Source organism: Microtetraspora fusca (assembly GCF_001570365.1).
Taxonomy (GTDB): domain Bacteria; phylum Actinomycetota; class Actinomycetes; order Streptosporangiales; family Streptosporangiaceae; genus Microtetraspora; species Microtetraspora fusca.
The window spans coordinates 1-16,323 of sequence record NZ_BBYK01000067.1 but is presented as its reverse complement, the minus strand read 5'-3'; the positions used below and the strand labels follow the sequence as shown (position 1 = coordinate 16,323).

The following is a 16,323-nucleotide window of genomic DNA, read 5'->3' as shown; positions in this document are numbered from 1 at the left end:
TCACGCCGCACCCGAACCAGGCGTCCCTCCCTGGGGATCGAGCGGCAGGCGGGCCACGACCCGCCAGCCTCCCTCGGCCGGTCCGGCCGTGAACTCCCCGCCCAGCAGATCCGCCCGCTCCCGCATGCCCGCCACGCCGCGACCGGTACGGCGCAGGCCCGCCCGCCGCGACTCCGTGGCGTTGCGCAGGTCCAGCTCAAGGCTTCCGGCGCGTACGTCCAGCGTCACCTCGACCGGGCCGGCGCCGTACCGGAGGGCGTTGGTGAGCGCCTCCTGGACGATCCGGTACGCCTCCCGGGACACCACCGGAGGCACACCGGACAGATCGCCGATCCTGCGGACGATCCGGGCGCCCGAGGAGTCCAGGAGCCGGTCCAGGTCGCGCAGCGTCGGCTCCGGCTCACGGCGGCTCGCGCCCTCGCGCAGCACCCCGATCACGTGGTCCAGCTCGGCCAGGGCGGACCGAGCCGACTCCTCGATCGCCCCCAGGGCCGCCCGCGCCGTCTCCGGGTCCCGGTCCAGGACCCGGCCCGCCGCGGCGGCCTGGACGGTGACGACGCTGAGGGCGTGCCCGACCGAGTCGTGCAGCTCACGGGCCAGGCGGTTGCGGGCGGCCAGCCGCCGCGCGTGCGCCTCGGCCGCGGCCAGCCGGTCCTCGGGCGACGGGCCGAGCAGGGCCGGGGCCAGCTCGGCCAGCAGCGCCCCCGCCCCCACGAGCGCCCCGAACAGCACCACGAGCGTCAGCACGGCGAGCGGCGGTCCCCACCACGCCGCCGCACCCGTCTCGACGACGAGTGCGCCGACGGGTATGGGGCCGTGCACCAGCGGCAGCGCCGCCGCCCAGATCGCGAACGGCACGAGCGCGAGCGCCAGCCCGCTGGCCACGCCGCCGATCGCGAGATGGGCGGTGAACCACGCGGTGGTGCGCAGGCGCTCCGGCCAGGTGCGCCGGGCGTGGGGAGGGGGAGCCTCCAGGGAGACGCCGAGCAGCGCCCGGGCCGCCACGATCTCGAACGCGCGTACCGGCAGGAACAGGCCCGAGACGGCGACGACGGGAAGGACGGCCAGGAAGATCAGCGGCTGGACCGACAGCAGCGGGTCGCCCACGCCCGGCGAGCGGTACCACACCGCCGCCACCACCTCGCCCGCCATCATGTACGGCATCAGCAGCGCCCCGCCGAGGACCAGGCAGGCCCACCGGCGGTAGGTGACCGCGCTGCGCAACGCGGCGGCGACGGCGTGCACCGCGGGCCCCCTTCCGCTCATCTGGTCATCGGTCCGCAAACCTAGCCGAGCCCGCAGGCGGCGCAGCGGCCCCGGGTCCGGTAGTGGTAGCCGACGGCCGCGACCGCCATGGTCAGCCCCCAGGTGAGGAACAGGGGATAGATCCCCTGGAAGACCCACGCCGAGACGCCGCCGAGGTCGCCGTGGTTCGGAGGCTCGAGGAGGCCGAGCCCGGCGGCGACCGACATGCCGGTCCCGAGGAGCCCGACGGAGATCGACATCACCGACCCGACGAAGGCGGCGGTCAGCGGCATCCAGCGGGGGATGAACCGGGGAGTCCAGGTGCGCGCGAAGCCGATCCCGAGCGCCACGCCGATCAGCCCGAGCACGGCCGTGTCCCCCAGGCCCGGGGTCCACAGGTGGACGTCGTCGCCGAAGGCGCGCGGGTCGTCCAGGCCGAACGTGCCGCCCAGCCCCCACTGCGCCTTCAGGCCGCCGTACGCGGCGGCGAGCAGGGCGCAGGCGTAACCGGCGTGGCGGGTGTATCCGCTCAGGCCGTGCCGGCCGTCCGGGCCGCCCCTGCCGTCGGCGGCGCGGCCGCAGCGCGCGCAGGCGCCCAGCGCCCGCCGCCGGTACCGCATGGTGGCGATGGCGGCCGCCGTGCCCGCGACCAGGGCCGCGATCCGGCTGCCGCTGAGCAGCCAGTCCATGTCCATCAGGCCGAGCATGCCCGTGTCACCGCTGAGAAGGGAGACCCCGTGCATGATGAGCAGCAGGATGTCGAAGGCGACACCCGTGGCGGAATAGCCGATGAGCAGCCCGGCGGCGATCCACCCGCCCGCCACGACGGCCGGACGGTACGACGACGTGAGAGAAACCATGCCCCCACGGTCCCGCGCCCACGATCAGCGCTCCTCCCGTACCAGAGTGAGCCGCCTCCCCCGCACGGGGGAGATCACCAGGGCGCGCCCCGGTCGAGCACCTCGGTGAGCCGCGCGGCGTGCGGCCGCCAGTCCAGCCCCCGGCCCTCCGCCCAGACGTCGTCGTGACAGGCGCGCAGGTGGCGCGGGTGCGCCTCGCCGATCACGGCGACCACGTCGCCGCGTACGCCCTCGGCGCGCATGCGCGCGGCGAGCTCCAGCGCGCCCCACAGGTTCGTCCCGCCGGCCGGGCCGACCGCGAGGCCGGTCGCCGCGCGCAGGCGGCGCGCGGCGGCCACGCTCGCCGCGTCGGGCACCGGGACGACCAGATCGACGACGTCCGCGGCGAACCCCGGCTCCACCCGGGGGCGGCCGACCCCCTCGATCCGGGACGGCATCCCCGTGGAGTAGTCGGCCGCGCCGTAGGCCCAGCCCGGGAAGTAGGCGGAGTTCTCCGGGTCGGCCACGGCCAGCCGTCCGGGCAGGCCGCGCCCGCGCAGGTGGCGGCCGAGCGCGGCGGACGTGGCGCCCGTCGCCGCGCCCACCACGACCCAGTGCGGGCACGTTCCGAGCTGCCCGAACAGCTCCTCGGCCAGGCTGCCGCCGTGCCAGTCCACGCTCGCGGCGGCCGCGTAGTGGTCCACGTAGTGGCCACCGAGCCGCTCGGCCAGCTCCCGCGCCTCGTCGTAGATCGCGAGCGGCGGATCGACGTACCGGCACGTGCCGCCCAGCCGCTCCACGTCCGCGCCGGAGGACTTCTTCGGCATCACGGCGACGTACGGCAGGCCGAGGAGCCGGGCCAGGTACGCCTGGGCGGCCGCCATCGCGCCCCCGGCGGCCTCGACCACGGTGGTGCCCTCGCGGATCCGGCCCGCGGCGATCGCGCCGCGGAAGAGGGCACGCGCCAGCCGGAGCTTGAGGCCGCCCTCCGGGTGCGCCGACTCGTCCTTCAGCAGCAGCCGTACCCCCCACTCCTCGGGGAGGGGGAACTCGCGGAGCGGGGTGACCCCCGTCCGGCGCCGTTCCTCGTCCAGCCTGCCGATCGCCTGCGTCGCCCATGCGTTGATCACGTGGGCAATCTAGCCGCCGAAGGGATGCCCCACCGCCTCACCCTCTTCAATAGCAAGAACACGCCGTCTTCAACCGCCGAGCCAAGAACCAGCGTCTGGCTCACACGGCCACCAACGGGCGTTCTGCCTCCTGACCACCTAACCAGGCGCGCCCACCCAATACCGGCGCCGACGAGAACACGGTGACCGCCACCTCGCGGCGCAACCCGACCTGTTCAACCGCATGCTCTGCATCGTCCACCACTGCCTGACCACCGGCCAGACCTATGACGAGGCGACCGTATTCCCTCAGACGCAGAAACTCCAGCACGGGTACTCAAGTGCAATCCGACTCCGTCAACATCCACCGGTTATGGTCACCTCGTGACCGCCCCGGCCTGGCAAGAGATCGACATGGAACACTACGAGGACTTTTGGGCGCCGTTCGACGCCCAGTTCAGATTCCGGCCCCACCAATATCGCCAACCCGCAATCAACGAGCCGACTCCGTCGGTAACCATCGACCTGGCCCCCATCTTCGCCAGCAAGCCGGCCCAGTTCGCGGCAGCTCACGACGCAGTCAACTCGCTCGGCTTGCTGGCCATGACCAGGACCTTCGCCCCGTCACAGCGACTGCTCGTGCTCGACTGGCAGCACCCCGCCTGGTGGTTCTGGCCCCACCGCCAAGCCGCAGACGATCATCCACACTGGCCGGTCGAGATCTTTCCCGATGGGGACTACTACATCTTCCTGTCCGAGGACGCGACCACCGGCACCTTCGGCCACCCCTGGGAACGGACCCTGTGCATCTTCGGTGCCCCACTGATCAACACCTTGGCGCCACTCCTGACTACATGGCTGCCCACCAAGCGCGCCCGCTTATAGATAAGCCGACAAGATTGCAGGGGCTCCGCCTGCTGCACCCCCGGCCCTCGACGGAGATGGAGTTGATAGCTGCCTCCGTGGGAGGTCTCGGAGGGGCAAGCCGTGGTAGTTGCGCCTTTTCCGGACGGCTCCGGGGGGACCGCTCGATGGATAGGCGCCGGCCCATAGGACGACGGCTGTGGCCCCGCCCTCTGCGCGCCAGGAGGCGGGAGTCGTCTCTCGACGCCCCCTATCTGCGGCGGGATTCCCGGAGAGCAATACTCGCCGAATCGCCTATATGGGCATGAGAGTCGGCTATTTCGGTGTCGAGATCACTTTGCCTTCCCCATGCGGGTCGGTGGCAAGTCTGCGCACGGGGCGTTCACGATCATCCGTAACGCGACTCTGTTGAACTCACGGGGAAGTTGGTGGTCCGTCACCTAACGTCGGCCGGGGATTGCGTGGCCGGTGGAGCCCCGTCAACGGTTTCATGGCTTTTCGTGTTGTATAGCGATTGGTGGCCGGACAGGCTGCCACTGAGCCAAATGTCCTCCGCCCGAATGCGATCGCCCACCTGGCCTCGGGCCTGCAAGATCATGCGATCGAGGTGACGTGGTGACAGGCGCTGCCCGCGTGCCCTCGGCATACGCATCCACTCAATCCGGATGCCATCGACGGCGAGGGGTTGTGGTTGTGCCTGGCGGCCCATGGGCGGCGTAGAGAACCGATCGTCTAGTCCGACTTTTCCTGCGCGGGGCCTGTTCCGTGAAGATCCGGGGTAATCGCCCGCCGACGCCGTAGCTCTATGTTGCCAGGGAGGCCCTTGTTCCAAGGCAGGCCGTTGCGTGGTCGGGCGCTGGGAGCCTCTCCCCGCACGCCGTGGTTGTATCCCGAGGATGCGAACTGGGAGATCGTCCACTACGGATGGGCGGCCGTGCTGCCGCCCGCGCTGGTCGCGCTCGGCTGGGCCAACCGCGGGTGAGCGTCCGGCCCCTGCCGTCCGGCACGGGGGCCGATAACCTCGGACGGTCAAGAGATCGTCAAGGGGGAGGGGAGCCGCATGACGGCGGGAGAGGTCGTCGTCCTGCTCGTGGCGGCGCTGGCCGCGGGCTGGGTGGACGCGGTCGTCGGCGGGGGAGGGCTGCTCCAGCTCCCCGCGCTCCTTCTGGCGGGGCTGTCCCCGGTGCAGGCGGTGGCGACGAACAAGTCCGCCGCCATCTTCGGCACCGCGTCCGCCGCGGTCGCGTACGCGCGGAACACCAAGCTCGACCGGGCGGTGGCCGTGCCGTCCGGTGTGCTGGCGATCGGCTTCGCGGGCCTCGGGGCGGCCTCGGCCGCGATGCTGGAAGCGGGTGTGCTCAAGCCGCTGGTCCTCGTGGTGCTGCTCGGGGTGGCGGCGTTCGTGACGCTGCGCCCGGCGTTCGGTCTCGTCCCGCAGCCCCACCTGCGCACCCCGGCCCGGCTGGCCGCCGCCATCGCCCTCGCGGGCGTCGTGATCGCGTTCTACGACGGGATCCTCGGCCCGGGGACGGGCACGTTCCTGCTCATCGCGTTCACCTCGGTGCTCGGGATGGACTTCGTGAACGCGTCGGCGACCGCGAAGATCCTCAACACCGGCACGAACCTGGGCGCCCTGGTCGTCTTCACCTGGCAGGGGCACGTGCTGTGGGCGCTCGGGCTCGGCATGGCCGTCTGCAACATCGCCGGAGCCCAGCTCGGCACGCGCATGGCGCTCCGGCGGGGCTCCGGCTTCGTCCGGGTCGTCCTGCTCTGCGTGGTCACCGCGCTGGTCCTCAAGCTCGGCTACGAGCAGTTCCTCGCCCGCTGAGGGCACCGCGGCGGCGCGTCAGGAGGGCACGTCGCCGAGGGCCGGGGTGGCGGCGCCGGACGCGTGGGCGGCGCGAGGCGAGCGCAGCGCGGACGCCGTCACCGCCACGAACAGCGACAGGAGCACGGGAATGAGCAGGGCGTGGCGCAGCGTGGACAGCTCGGAGGCGCCGCCGATCAGGACCGGACCGGCGAGGAGCCCGGCGTACCCGAGGCTCGCCACCCGGGCCAGGGCGCGGCCGGCCTGGGCCGGGTCGCGGTGTCCGGCGGCGGAGAAGACCTGCGGGATGGTGCACGACAGGCCCGCCCCGAACAGTCCGAACCCGATCATGCCCGTGGCCTGCGTCCCGCCGAGCACCGCGAGCGCGAGGCCGCCCGCGGCGAGGATCCCGCAGCAGCGCACCAGCCGCACCGGGCCGAGCAGCGCGGCCAGACGGTCCCCGGCGAACCGCCCCGCGGTCATCATGACGGCGAACGCGGCGTAGGCGGCGGCCCCCGTCGCGGGGGCCGAGCCCAGCGACTCCACCAGGTAGACCGAGCTCCAGTCGCCCGCGGCGCCCTCGCCGACCAGGCAACAGAACGCGAGTACGCCGAGGAACAGCACGCCGCGCGGCAGCCCCGCGGCGGTCTCCGCCGCCGCGGCCGGTCCCTCGGAGGCTTCGGCGGCGTCGCGCATGGCCCACCGGGACGACACCGCCGCGAGCACGACGATCAGCAGCCCGGCGGACAGGAACGTCGGGCCCGCCTCGACGGAGGCGTGCGCGAACAGCCCGCCGATCGCGGCGCCGAGGAACCCGCCGATGCTGAACACCGCGTGGAACGACCCCATCAACGTCCTGCCGTACGCGCGCTCGACGACGACGGCGTTGGCGTTCATGGAGACGTCCAGGCTGCCGTGCATCAGGCCGAAGACGAACAGCGCGGCGGCGAGCGTGGGCAGGTTCGGTACGTAGGCGGGCAGCACGAGGACGACCCCTTGCGCGATCGCGGTCGGGATAGCGACGCGGCGGCTGCCGAACCGGTCGATGAGCCGGCCGACCACCTGCATACCGGTGATCGCGCCCGCCGCGATGCCGAGGAGGCCGAGGCTCAGCTCGCCGTCGGACAGGACGAGGCGCGCCTTGACGGCGGGGATGCGGGCCGTCCACGTGCCGAAGGTGAGCCCGGCGAGCAGGAAGAACCCGTACACGGCGAGCCGCGCCCGCAGCAGGGCAGGCCGGTCGAGGGTGGGAGAAGCCATGGGACGCTCCGATGGGGGAGGGGAGGCGGGAAGGGACGCCCTCACGGGGCGGCGACGCGGACGACGACGCCGGCCGCGACGAGGGCGTCGTGCTGCTCCCGGGGCACGCCCTCGTCGGTGACGACGACGTCGAGCCGGTCGAGCGGGCAGACGGCGCCGAAGGCGGTACGGCCGAACTTGCCGGAGTCGCACGCCGCCACGACCCTGCGCGCCGAGGCGATGGCCGCCTGCTTGATGGCCAGTTCGGGCAGGTCGTGCGCGGTCAGCCCGTGCTCGGCGGACAGTCCGCAGCACCCGATCACGGCGGTGTCGAACCGCAGCGTCCTGATCGACGCCTCGGCGAGCGGGCCGACGAAGTTCAGCTCGCCCTGCCGTACCTCGCCGCCGGGGAGAACGAGGCGGATCCGCGGGGCGGCGGAGAGCTCCTGCGCCGCCTGGAGGCCGAGTGGGAGCACGGTGAGGCGGCGGTCGCGCACGGCCCTGGCCACCTCCAGCAGGGTCGTGCCGCCGTCGAGCAGCACCGCCTCCCCGTCGGACAGGAGCGCGGCCACCTCGGCGGCGATGCGCCGCTTGGCCTCAACCGCCTCGCGCGCGCGTACGCCGAAGGGCGGCTCCTCGCCGCGCAGCAGCAGGCTGAGCGCGCCGCCGCGGACCCGGCGGACGACGCCCTGCTGGGCCAGCTCGTCCAGGTCCCTGCGGATGGTCATCTCCGAGACGCCGTGCGCGGTGGCCAGCTCCGCGACCGAGACGCTGTCGGCGACCCGCAGCGCGTTCATGATCGCCCTGATCCGGTCCGAACTCTCCATGCGTTCATTTGAACATGTCCAGCGTTCATAGATCAAATAAATCTACGTTGTAAAGGTGGCAGGATGGGATACATGCGCGCCAGCAGGTTGCTGTCCCTCCTTCTCCTCTTGCAGACCCGCGGCCGGATGACAGCCCCCGAGCTGTCCGCCGAGCTGGAGGTCTCGGTCCGTACGGTCTACCGCGACATCGAGGCCCTCTCGGCGGCCGGCGTGCCGGTCTACGCCGACCGCGGCCCGGCGGGCGGCTACCGGCTCCTGGACGGATACCGCACCAAGGTGAACGGGCTGAGCAGCGAGGAGGCCTCGTCGCTGTTCCTCGCCGCGCTGCCCGGGCCGGCCGCCGAGCTCGGGCTGGCGGAGGTGGCCGCGACGGCCGAGCTGAAGCTGCTCGCGGCGCTGCCCCCCGGCCCCCGCTCGCAGGCCGCCCGCATGCGCGAGCGCTTCCACCTGGACGTGCCCGGCTGGTACCGGGCCGGCGACGACGTCCCGTTCCTCTCCGAGGTCTCCCGCGCGGTGTGGGACCAGCGGGTGCTGCGGCTGCGCTACCGGCGCTGGGGCCCGCAGGAGGTGGAGCGCCTGGTCCACCCGTACGGCCTGGTGCTCAAGGGCGGCTCCTGGTACCTGGCCGCCGCCTGCGACGACAGCGTGCGCACCTACCGCGTCAGCCGCGTCATCGACGCGGACGTCCTGGACGAGTGGTTCGAGCGGCCGGCCGACTTCGACCTGGTCGCGTTCTGGCGGCGGTTCTCCGCCGAGTTCGCCGCCCGCATGTACACCGCCGACGCCGTCGTGCGGGTCGCGCCCGACGCCGCCGGGCTCTTCCGCTACACCTTCGGGGACGTGGCCGACGAGGCGCTGCGCCTCGGCGTCACCGAGGACGACGGCTGGACGCGGGTGAAGCTGCCGATCGAGTCCCCGCGCCACGCGCGCTGGCAGCTCCTGCGGCTCGGCGCCGCCGTCGAGGTGCTGGAACCGGCCGACCTGCGCGACCTGATGGCCGAGACGGCCGCCGAGCTCTCCGCGATGTACCGCGCCTGACATCGGCCGGGGATTCGGGCGAAAACAAATTGCCAGGCGGCGGGACGCGCACCACCATAGGCGGACATTTCCATGCATGACAGAGGAGCCGTGAGGCGATTTTGACCGGTGTCTGGTACGAGGTCGGGGGAGTGGGCGATCCGGTGCTGCTGTTGCACTCGGGCACAGCGGACGCCCGCATGTGGGATCCGCAATGGGAGGCGCTGACCGCGTCGTTCCGCGTGATCCGGCTGGACTTCCGGGGGTTCGGCCGCAGCCCGTGGGCCGCGGACGGCCCCTACTCCGACGACGGCGACATCGCCCAGGTGCTCGGCGACCTCGGTCTGGAACGCGTCGCCGTGGTCGGCTCCTCGCACGGCGGGCGGGTGGCGCTCGAACTGGCCACCGCGCGTCCCGGCCTGGTCTCCCGGCTGGTCCTGCTCAACGCCGGATGCGGCCTGCCCGAGACGCCCGACGTCGAGGAGTTCGGCGCCGAGGAGATGCGGCTGGTCGAGGCCGGCGACCTCACGGGCGCGGCGGAGCTCAACGCACGAACCTGGCTCGGCCCCGACGCCGACGACGCGACCCGCGCCCGGCTCGCCGAGATGCAGCGCCACGCGTACGAGGTGCAGCTCGCGGCCGACCCCGAGCCCGAGCGGATCCGCGGCCGGATCGACCCGGCCGCCGTACAGGCCCCCGCCCTCGTGGTGGGCGGAGGCCACGACCTGCCCTACTTCCGGCAGACGGCCCGCCACCTCGCCGCGACCCTGCCGCACGCGCGCCTGGTCGAGCTGGAATGGGCGGGACACCTGCCCAGCATGGAACGCCCGGCGGAGACGACCCGGATCATCCAGGACTTCCTGCGGGCGACCGACCAGCCGTAACAGGGGTGACAAGGAGACCAGGCGGCGAAGACGTCCGGAAGGAAGGCTGTCAAGCGCCGCCGTCACCTCCTCCGGTCGCTCCAGCGGCGGCAGGCGGCCCGCGTCTCGGGCAGGTCGAGGCGGCGGGCGCCGGAAATGCCCCCACGTCCTCGGGATCCGCATGCCCGGCGCTCCCCCGCCGGTGGCGGGCCGGCCGCTCGGCCGGCACCGAGCCGTGCACCCGTTCGTCTGTTCATCAGGGCTGGAACCGACCCCCGGCGGGCCGGTTCCAGCCCGTGCGGTAGGTTCCACCCGTGCTCCTCGATCCCGCCGTCGCGTTGACGTTCTGCCTGGCCGCGCTGGTCATCTCCCTGGTTCCGGGCCCCGACATGCTCTTCATCGCCGCGACAGGGCTGGCGTCCGGACCCCGCGCGGGGGTGCTGGCGGCGCTCGGCATGTCGACGGGCCTGGCCGTCCACACGACGGCGGCCGCGCTGGGCTTCGGCGCGCTGATGCGGGCCTTCCCGGTGGTCTTCGACATCGTGCGGGTGCTCGGCGCCGTCTACCTGCTCTACCTCGCCGTGGCGTCGTTCCGGTCGGCACGCAGGCCGGAACCGCTCGGCCAGAGCGCGCACAGGACGTCGTGGGCGCGCATCTACGCGAAGGCGCTGCTGACCAACCTCGCCAACCCCAAGGTGATCGCGTTCTACCTGGCGTTCTTCCCGCAGTTCGTCGACCCGGCCCGGGGCAGCGTGATGGCGCAGTTCTTCGTGCTCGGGGCGCTGTTCATCGTGGTCGGCCTGATGGTCGACGCGTCGGCCGGACTCCTGGCGGGGCGCCTCGGCGACTTCGTGCGCCGGCATCCCGCCGTACAGAAGTGGCTGCACCGCGTCTCCGGCACGATCTTCGCCGCCCTGGCCGTCCGCCTCGCCACGGACAGCCACTAGCCGACCGCGCCGGAGACGGCCGGTCAGGCGTGGTCGGCGCAGCAGGGCGTGGGATCGGGGATCTCGGCGGGGGTCAGGCGCCCACCGGACGCGGGCATGGTGACCAGCGTCATCACGCCGTCGCGCCACTCCGGCCGCACGTGGTCGTTGGTGACCACGGCCGTGTCCGCGTCCGGCTCCTCCGCCTGGGCGAGGACGACCACCCGCTCGACGGCCGAGCGGGCGAGGATCTCGCCGACGGCCAGCGTGCCGGTCAACTCGTCCCGGCCGGGGAAGAGGACGATCCGGCCCGACCGTCCGGCCGCGTGCTCGGCCGCGGCCAGCGCCGCGCCCTCCGCGTCCGGGCCGGTACGGCGCTCGCCCAGCGCGGCCGAGACGCCCTCGGGCAGGAGGGACAGGTCGGCGTCTCCCTCCAGGGCGACCGAGCACGCCACGTGGGGGAGCGCCCCGGTCCTGACGAAGTGCGTGCAGCCGATCACGCCGGACGGCAGGCCGAGCGCCTCCACCACGGAGTGGAGAAGGCGCTCGGCCTCGGCGACCGTACGTGATCCCGAGTCGACTCCCAGGATCATCGGCGCGGCACGATCCAGATCGGGTTGGTGTAGAACCACAGGTCGTTCCACGGGTCGGCGTCGCCGAAGACGTCGATCTGGGGACCGTTCGGGTCGACGGACGCGCCGAGCAGGCCGGGGGCGGAGCGCTTGCCGTCGGTGCCGCGCAGCCGCACGTAGATGGGCCGGTCGACCGCGCCCACCTGGTAGGTGAACGTGACGGTGCCGCTGTTCCTGCCGACCTCGAACGACTGCACGACCTTCGTGTTCGGCGTGGTGAACGCGTCCTTGTCCGACACCGGGCCGGTCACGTCGCCCTGGATCACGTCGACCCGGGCCAGGGTCGGCACGACCTGCGCCCAGTTCGGGGTGTTCGCCAGGGTGATCTGGATGGACACCTCGGTCTTCGCGCCCTTGCGCACGAACAGGGTGTCTCCCAGCGTGACGCCGTGGTTGCCCTGCGCCCGGGCGCGCACGACGATCCCGCTGATCAGGCCGCCGTGGTCGACCCAGATCCGGCCCTGCCGGATGCCCTCCATGACCGCGGCGTAGGAGAAGTCGGTCGCCCCCACGTGGGTGCGGCTGTAGTAGCCGGGCCAGAAGTCGCCGCTCGACAGGTTCGGTACGCCCTTGTAGATCGGGTCCTCGTACCTGCCGTTGGCGTTGAAGTCCCCGCCCGGGCCGCGGTCGGTGGTGTCGCCGTAGATCGTGTGCGAGTCCGAGTTGGCGGTGATCCACCAGGGCTTGCCCTCGGCGAGCAGGCTGTCCCACAGGCCGCCGACCGTCGCGGTCATCCAGTCGAAGCCGCCGAAGGTCTTGTAGCTCTCGGCCGGGTAGCCGGGGAAGGAGTCGGCGCTGGGGCCGTTGTCGTAGTAGCCGCGGCCGGACCCCGGGCCGTTCGGCTTGGCGATGCCCGCCGCCTGGTGGCCGGGCGCGCCCTCCATGCCCACGGCGATGTCCGGCTGGGCGTCGCGCCAGCCGCGGATCTCGTGCGGCGAGTCGATGCCCTTGCGCGAGGGGTGGTTCGCGAGGAACAGCGCGTCGGGGACGCGGCGCCGCTTGACGGCGTCGGCCAGGAAGCTGAGGCCCGCGATGGCGAGGGCCTCGTTCTGCGGGGTTCCGGCGGTCGCGCCCTTGACCACGCCGTCGAAGGCGTTCTCGAACTCCTTGAGCGTGGCGACCTCGCCCTTGCCCGGCGCGACGAAGACGGTGCCGTGCTCGGCCGCCGGGATGTTCCACTCCAGGCCCTGGAAGACGAGGGTGTCCTTGACGGCCTGCCGGGCGGCGACGATGTCGGGGTTGACCTTCTCCACGCCGATCTTCGCGTGCGCCACGCTGCCGTGGTCGGTGATGACCATCCAGTCCAGCCCGTACGCGTTGGCGTGCTGCACCTGGTCGATCACCTTGTACATGCCGTCGGAGCTGTACTGGGTGTGGATGTGGTGGTCGCCCGCGAGCCAGAGGTAGCCGTCCTGCCTCGCGGGACCGCCGGCCGAGCGGGCCGCGGTGGCGGCCGCGGCGGACGGGGACACGGCGCCGAGGACGCCGGCGGCGGTGAGCCCGGCGCCCAGGAGTCCGGCGCGGCGGAACATCTGCCGCCGGGACAGGTCGCTCGGCGACAGCTCCTGGTCCGGGATGGCCATGTCCGCGGCAGGTGCGACGTCGCCGCCGTGGTCATGGTCATGGTGGTGGTGTTCGTGGTCGTGGGTATGGGGGTGCCCGTGACCCATGAGGGTGCCCTTTCTCTCCGCCGGAGCAGAGATCGCGCTCCGGCTACGCAGGGCACCCTTTCGGAATCGGACAAACCACAAGTGAACGGCGCGGACCGCACAGTGGTCGGCTGACTGTACGATCTCCGCCGCCCCCGGCGACGGACGCCGGGGGCGGCGCACCTACCCCGTGGTCTGGAGGGTCGCGAACTCGGCTCGAGCTTGCTCGACGGCGTCGGGGTGGCGTTGGGCCTTCTCGTACTCGACGAGGGCGCGGTAGATGCTGGCGAGGGAGGGGGTGTGGCCCTTCCGTTTGCCGGTGGGGATGCCCAACCCGCGCTGACGACCCGCCCGAGGCGTTCACGACCTCCAGCGGGACGGAGGTCAGAAGGCGTACGGGCCGAAGCGGCCCCAGGCGATGAGGGCGGCCAGCGCGAGCAGCGCCACGTTGACGGCGGCGGCCACCGGCTCTTTGCGGCGGGCGTGGGTGACGGCGGCGCCGAGCATGGTGATGGCCAGGCCGGTGGCGGCCAGCGGGGTGAGGACCGGGGCGATGCCAGTGGCGGCGGGCAGAAGTAGGCCGAGGGCGCCGAGAAGTTCGACCACGCCGATCAGGCGGACCTGGGCGGGCGTGAAGTCCTCCACCCAGGGCAGCATGGGGCGCAGTTTCTCCTTGGGCTGGGTGGAGTGCATGACACCGGCCAGGCCGAAGACGGTGGCCAGGACGGCCTGGAGTACCCACAAGAACACGTACACGTCAGTTGCTCTCTTTCATCCAGGTTCCTGGCCTAGTAGCGGCCGAGGGTGCCGCGGCGTCGGGCGAGGTGTTCGAGCTGGTTGAACAGGACCACCCCGGTGGCGGTGATGAGCAGCGGTTGGGCCAGCAGCCATCCAAGACCCCAGCCCGTCGGGAGGGCGGCCAGGGAATGCCCGCCGAGCAGGATGTCGCGCATCGCCTCGATGCCGGGCGCGATGGGGACCGTGAGCCGGCTGAGGAAGGCGATCGGGTCGGGCAGGGCGGTCAGGGGTACCAGGGTGCCGCCGGCGATGGCGTAGACGGCCACGGACAGCTGGGTGATGATCTCGATGCGTTTGAACACCAGGGTCAGCCCGCACAAGATGAGGGCCAGGCCGCAGGTGCCCAGTGCGATGGCGGCCAGAGGCACGATCACCTGCGCGTCGAAGGGCAAGTACCCGCCCTGGAGGGTGATGGCGGCCGCGCCGGTGGCCAGGACGGCCAGCGCGGTGGGCAGGGCGGAAATGACCGCGGCGACCTGGCGGCCGAGGATGAGCGCGGCCGAGGGCAGCGGGGTCAGGTAGGTCTGTTCCAGCACGCCGGACTGGATGTCGCCCAGGTAGCTCCAGAACACGCGGTTGACCTGCTCGTGGATGAAGGTCAGCGCCACCATGCCGAGCAGTACCGGCAGCAGCAGGTCCGCGCGCAGTTGTCCGCGTCCCATGAACAGCACGATGAGCAGGTAGAACAGCGGGAAAGTGATCATCTCAATGAGGACCTGGCGCCATCCGGCGGCGAGGTTGAGCAGGCCCTTACGTACTTCTGCGGTGAATCCGCGGGCGAAGATCATGCCGTCTCCTGCAGGGCTCGGCGGTGGTTGCGGACGAACAACAGGCCGCCGCCGACGGCGAGCGTGATCGTGTGGATGAGCAGCCAGGGCAGGGTGCCTCCGCTCCAGACCTCGGCCAGGGGCCGGCCCTGGAACAGCGTCTGGGTGAGCGCCTCGATGCCCAGGGTGGTGGGCAGGATCCTGGCCAGGGCGGCCAGCCAGTCCGGATAGAAGGCCAGCGGCAGGAACGACCCGTTGAGCAGCAGCACCAGTGCGGTGAACAGCGACTGCAGGGCGCCGATCATCGGGGAGACCAGCGCGAGGGCCGCCAGCAGGAACGTGAAGGCCAGCACGTTCGCTCCGAGCAGCAGGGCCGGCAGCAGCGCCGCCCAGCGCAGCGGGATCGCGATACCGGCCACCAGCATGGGGACGAGCGCGGCGACGGCGGCCACCGCCAGGCCGAACACCGAGGCGGTGATCAGCCGGCCGAGCATCGGCAGCCACGGCGGCGCCGGGGTCATCTGCGCTTGGGCGAAGGTGCCGGCGCGTTTCTCCTCGATGAGGTCGGCCACCATCACCAGCGCGGCGTACTGCAGGAACCAGTAGCCGCCGATGGCGACCAGGGTCTGCGGTAGCAGATCCTGGCGCAGCTCGCCCTGGCCGAGCACGAACTGCAGGCCGAGGTACATGGTGGTGCTGATCAACAGCGTGATGACATGGCCGATCGGGTGGGCCAGCTGAACGCGCAGGCCCTTGCCGATCTCCGCGCCCAGGACGTCAAGCAGCATGGGACGCCTCGTTCACCAGGGCGAGGAACACATCCTCCAGGTCGGGCTGCACCTGGGTCAGCGACTCCAGTACGGCCCCCTGGGCGCGCAGGCGCTCGACCACGTCGTACACCTCGCCCGGGCTGCTGACCCGCATGCTGATCGTGGTGACGCCGTCGCGGGTGACGGCGTCGAAGCCGGGTGGCGCCGTACCCTCGATGCGGATCTCGTACCTGTCGCGTTCGCGGAAGCTCGCCAGCAGTTGGTGTGTGGGCAGGTCGGCGACGAGTCGTCCTTTGCGCATGACGGCCACCCGGTCGCACAGTTCCTGGGCCACGTCGAGCTGGTGCGTGGTGATCAGGATGGTGGTGCCCAGTTCGCGGGCCTGCTCGGTGATCCAGTTCTTGACGGTGCGGGTGGCCTCGACATCGAGGCCGAGGGTCGGCTCGTCGAGCAGCACGATCGGCGGGCCGGCGATGAGAGCGGCGGCGATCGCGACCTTCTGCTGCATGCCGCGGGAGAAGCCGCCGACCTTGTCGTCGCGGCGCTCCCACAGCTCCAGGTCGGTTAGCAGATCCTTGGCCCGGTCGGCGGCCTGGGCCTTGCGCATGCCTTTGAGTCGGCCGAAGTACATCAGGTTCTGCCAGGCCGACAGGCTCCAGTAGACGTTGCGCGAGCCTTCCAGCACGGCACCGAACTGCGCCATCGCGGCCGAGCGCTGCCGGGTCACGTCGAAGCCGCCCAGCCGGACCTGACCGGAGGTGGGGGTCAGCAGGCCGCACAGCATCTTGATGGTGGTGGTCTTGCCGGCGCCATTGGGTCCCAGGAAGCCGAAGACCGAGCCGGAGCGGATGTGCAGGGACACCTCGTCGACCGCCCTGACCTGCGCCGAACCGTACACCTTGGTCAACGCGTCGATTTCGATCATGTCATCTCCTTGATTCGAGGAAACCCCGGCTCCGGGCCGCGGAAGC

General features: G+C 72.1%; 18 protein-coding genes and 1 pseudogene. 7 read left to right on the top strand and 12 right to left on the bottom strand.

Annotated elements, in window-relative coordinates; all coding sequences use genetic code 11:
• The 3 genes from AWQ68_RS31725 to AWQ68_RS31715 form a co-directional block, all read right to left on the bottom strand.
• The gene (locus AWQ68_RS31725) at positions 1-1,266 is read right to left on the bottom strand and encodes a sensor histidine kinase (protein ID WP_084464611.1); all 1,266 of its coding nucleotides are present in this window, start codon (positions 1,264-1,266) and stop codon (positions 1-3) included.
• A gap of 20 nt (positions 1,267-1,286) precedes the next feature.
• Entirely contained in the window at positions 1,287-2,105 is an 819-nt protein-coding gene (locus tag AWQ68_RS31720; protein ID WP_066947573.1) for a hypothetical protein, read from the bottom strand.
• Between the two features lie 74 nt (positions 2,106-2,179).
• Positions 2,180-3,214, bottom strand: coding sequence for a pyridoxal-phosphate dependent enzyme (locus AWQ68_RS31715; RefSeq protein WP_245656285.1), 1,035 nt, complete (start codon positions 3,212-3,214; stop codon positions 2,180-2,182).
• A gap of 142 nt (positions 3,215-3,356) precedes the next feature.
• On the opposite strand from AWQ68_RS31715, the pseudogene AWQ68_RS46400 reads away from it, so the two are divergent.
• From AWQ68_RS46400 to AWQ68_RS31700, 4 genes and pseudogenes are all read left to right on the top strand, one after another.
• Positions 3,357-3,581: pseudogene (locus AWQ68_RS46400) on the top strand (hypothetical protein); the annotation flags it as partial.
• The gene (locus tag AWQ68_RS31705) at positions 3,578-4,078 is read left to right on the top strand and encodes a DUF2716 domain-containing protein (RefSeq protein WP_218007117.1); all 501 of its coding nucleotides are present in this window, start codon (positions 3,578-3,580) and stop codon (positions 4,076-4,078) included. The pseudogene AWQ68_RS46400 and the gene AWQ68_RS31705, both read left to right, overlap by 4 nt.
• Before the next feature lie 802 nt (positions 4,079-4,880).
• The gene (locus AWQ68_RS42960; RefSeq protein WP_157545999.1) at positions 4,881-5,039 is read left to right on the top strand and encodes a hypothetical protein; all 159 of its coding nucleotides are present in this window, start codon (positions 4,881-4,883) and stop codon (positions 5,037-5,039) included.
• 78 nt (positions 5,040-5,117) lie between these two features.
• Positions 5,118-5,885 carry a sulfite exporter TauE/SafE family protein gene (locus tag AWQ68_RS31700; protein WP_066947564.1) on the top strand — a complete coding sequence of 256 codons (768 nt, stop codon included), beginning with the start codon at positions 5,118-5,120 and terminating at the stop codon, positions 5,883-5,885.
• An 18-nt stretch (positions 5,886-5,903) separates the two neighbouring features.
• On the opposite strand, the gene AWQ68_RS31695 is transcribed toward AWQ68_RS31700, so the two are convergent.
• Together AWQ68_RS31695 and AWQ68_RS31690 are read right to left on the bottom strand one after the other, a co-directional pair.
• Positions 5,904-7,124 carry an MFS transporter gene (locus AWQ68_RS31695; protein ID WP_066947561.1) on the bottom strand — a complete coding sequence of 407 codons (1,221 nt, stop codon included), beginning with the start codon at positions 7,122-7,124 and terminating at the stop codon, positions 5,904-5,906.
• A gap of 41 nt (positions 7,125-7,165) precedes the next feature.
• Positions 7,166-7,930 carry a DeoR/GlpR family DNA-binding transcription regulator gene (locus AWQ68_RS31690; protein ID WP_066947558.1) on the bottom strand — a complete coding sequence of 255 codons (765 nt, stop codon included), beginning with the start codon at positions 7,928-7,930 and terminating at the stop codon, positions 7,166-7,168.
• 63 nt (positions 7,931-7,993) lie between these two features.
• Here AWQ68_RS31690 and AWQ68_RS31685 point away from each other — a divergent pair, with 63 nt between their 5' ends.
• The 3 genes from AWQ68_RS31685 (at position 7,994) to AWQ68_RS31675 (ending at position 10,757) form a co-directional block, all read left to right on the top strand.
• Complete coding sequence (locus AWQ68_RS31685) at positions 7,994-8,968, top strand: helix-turn-helix transcriptional regulator (RefSeq protein ID WP_306306844.1); 975 nt, start codon at positions 7,994-7,996, stop codon at positions 8,966-8,968.
• A 101-nt stretch (positions 8,969-9,069) separates the two neighbouring features.
• Positions 9,070-9,831 carry an alpha/beta fold hydrolase gene (locus AWQ68_RS31680; protein WP_066947552.1) on the top strand — a complete coding sequence of 254 codons (762 nt, stop codon included), beginning with the start codon at positions 9,070-9,072 and terminating at the stop codon, positions 9,829-9,831.
• A 293-nt stretch (positions 9,832-10,124) separates the two neighbouring features.
• A complete protein-coding gene (locus tag AWQ68_RS31675) occupies positions 10,125-10,757 on the top strand; it encodes a LysE family translocator (protein WP_066947549.1) in 633 nt (210 codons plus the stop codon).
• Between the two features lie 23 nt (positions 10,758-10,780).
• Here the strand turns inward: AWQ68_RS31675 and AWQ68_RS31670 are convergent, their stop codons facing one another.
• From AWQ68_RS31670 to AWQ68_RS31645, 7 genes are all read right to left on the bottom strand, one after another.
• Complete coding sequence (locus AWQ68_RS31670) at positions 10,781-11,329, bottom strand: hypothetical protein (protein ID WP_066947546.1); 549 nt, start codon at positions 11,327-11,329, stop codon at positions 10,781-10,783.
• Entirely contained in the window at positions 11,326-13,038 is a 1,713-nt protein-coding gene (locus tag AWQ68_RS31665; RefSeq protein WP_066947543.1) for a PHP domain-containing protein, read from the bottom strand. Before AWQ68_RS31665 ends, AWQ68_RS31670 begins: the two co-directional genes overlap by 4 nt.
• Positions 13,039-13,200: 162 nt before the next feature.
• Entirely contained in the window at positions 13,201-13,350 is a 150-nt protein-coding gene (locus tag AWQ68_RS42955) for a hypothetical protein (RefSeq protein WP_218007116.1), read from the bottom strand.
• A gap of 51 nt (positions 13,351-13,401) precedes the next feature.
• Positions 13,402-13,773 carry a DoxX family protein gene (locus AWQ68_RS31660; protein WP_066947540.1) on the bottom strand — a complete coding sequence of 124 codons (372 nt, stop codon included), beginning with the start codon at positions 13,771-13,773 and terminating at the stop codon, positions 13,402-13,404.
• A gap of 32 nt (positions 13,774-13,805) precedes the next feature.
• Entirely contained in the window at positions 13,806-14,603 is a 798-nt protein-coding gene (locus tag AWQ68_RS31655; protein WP_066947537.1) for an ABC transporter permease, read from the bottom strand.
• On the bottom strand, positions 14,600-15,370 hold the full coding sequence (locus AWQ68_RS31650) for an ABC transporter permease (protein WP_066947533.1): 771 nt from the start codon (positions 15,368-15,370) through the stop codon (positions 14,600-14,602). Before AWQ68_RS31650 ends, AWQ68_RS31655 begins: the two co-directional genes overlap by 4 nt.
• Positions 15,360-16,277, bottom strand: coding sequence for an ABC transporter ATP-binding protein (locus tag AWQ68_RS31645; RefSeq protein ID WP_066947530.1), 918 nt, complete (start codon positions 16,275-16,277; stop codon positions 15,360-15,362). The genes AWQ68_RS31650 and AWQ68_RS31645 overlap by 11 nt, the downstream gene beginning before the upstream one ends.
• Between the last annotated feature and the right edge of the window lie 46 nt (positions 16,278-16,323).

What these genes read in the sequence shown, in the direction of transcription:
- AWQ68_RS31670 (WP_066947546.1), bottom strand. Translation starts at nt 11,329, where the DNA reads ATGATCCTGGGAGTCGACTCGGGATCACGTACGGTCGCCGAGGCCGAG.
- AWQ68_RS31655 (WP_066947537.1), bottom strand. Translation starts at nt 14,603, where the DNA reads ATGATCTTCGCCCGCGGATTCACCGCAGAAGTACGTAAGGGCCTGCTC.
- AWQ68_RS31665 (WP_066947543.1), bottom strand. Translation starts at nt 13,038, where the DNA reads ATGGGTCACGGGCACCCCCATACCCACGACCACGAACACCACCACCAT.
- AWQ68_RS31690 (WP_066947558.1), bottom strand. Translation starts at nt 7,930, where the DNA reads ATGGAGAGTTCGGACCGGATCAGGGCGATCATGAACGCGCTGCGGGTC.
- AWQ68_RS31700 (WP_066947564.1), top strand. Translation starts at nt 5,118, where the DNA reads ATGACGGCGGGAGAGGTCGTCGTCCTGCTCGTGGCGGCGCTGGCCGCG.
- AWQ68_RS31725 (WP_084464611.1), bottom strand. Translation starts at nt 1,266, where the DNA reads ATGAGCGGAAGGGGGCCCGCGGTGCACGCCGTCGCCGCCGCGTTGCGC.
- AWQ68_RS31720 (WP_066947573.1), bottom strand. Translation starts at nt 2,105, where the DNA reads ATGGTTTCTCTCACGTCGTCGTACCGTCCGGCCGTCGTGGCGGGCGGG.
- AWQ68_RS31650 (WP_066947533.1), bottom strand. Translation starts at nt 15,370, where the DNA reads ATGCTGCTTGACGTCCTGGGCGCGGAGATCGGCAAGGGCCTGCGCGTT.
- AWQ68_RS31645 (WP_066947530.1), bottom strand. Translation starts at nt 16,277, where the DNA reads ATGATCGAAATCGACGCGTTGACCAAGGTGTACGGTTCGGCGCAGGTC.
- AWQ68_RS31685 (WP_306306844.1), top strand. Translation starts at nt 7,994, where the DNA reads ATGGGATACATGCGCGCCAGCAGGTTGCTGTCCCTCCTTCTCCTCTTG.
- AWQ68_RS31695 (WP_066947561.1), bottom strand. Translation starts at nt 7,124, where the DNA reads ATGGCTTCTCCCACCCTCGACCGGCCTGCCCTGCTGCGGGCGCGGCTC.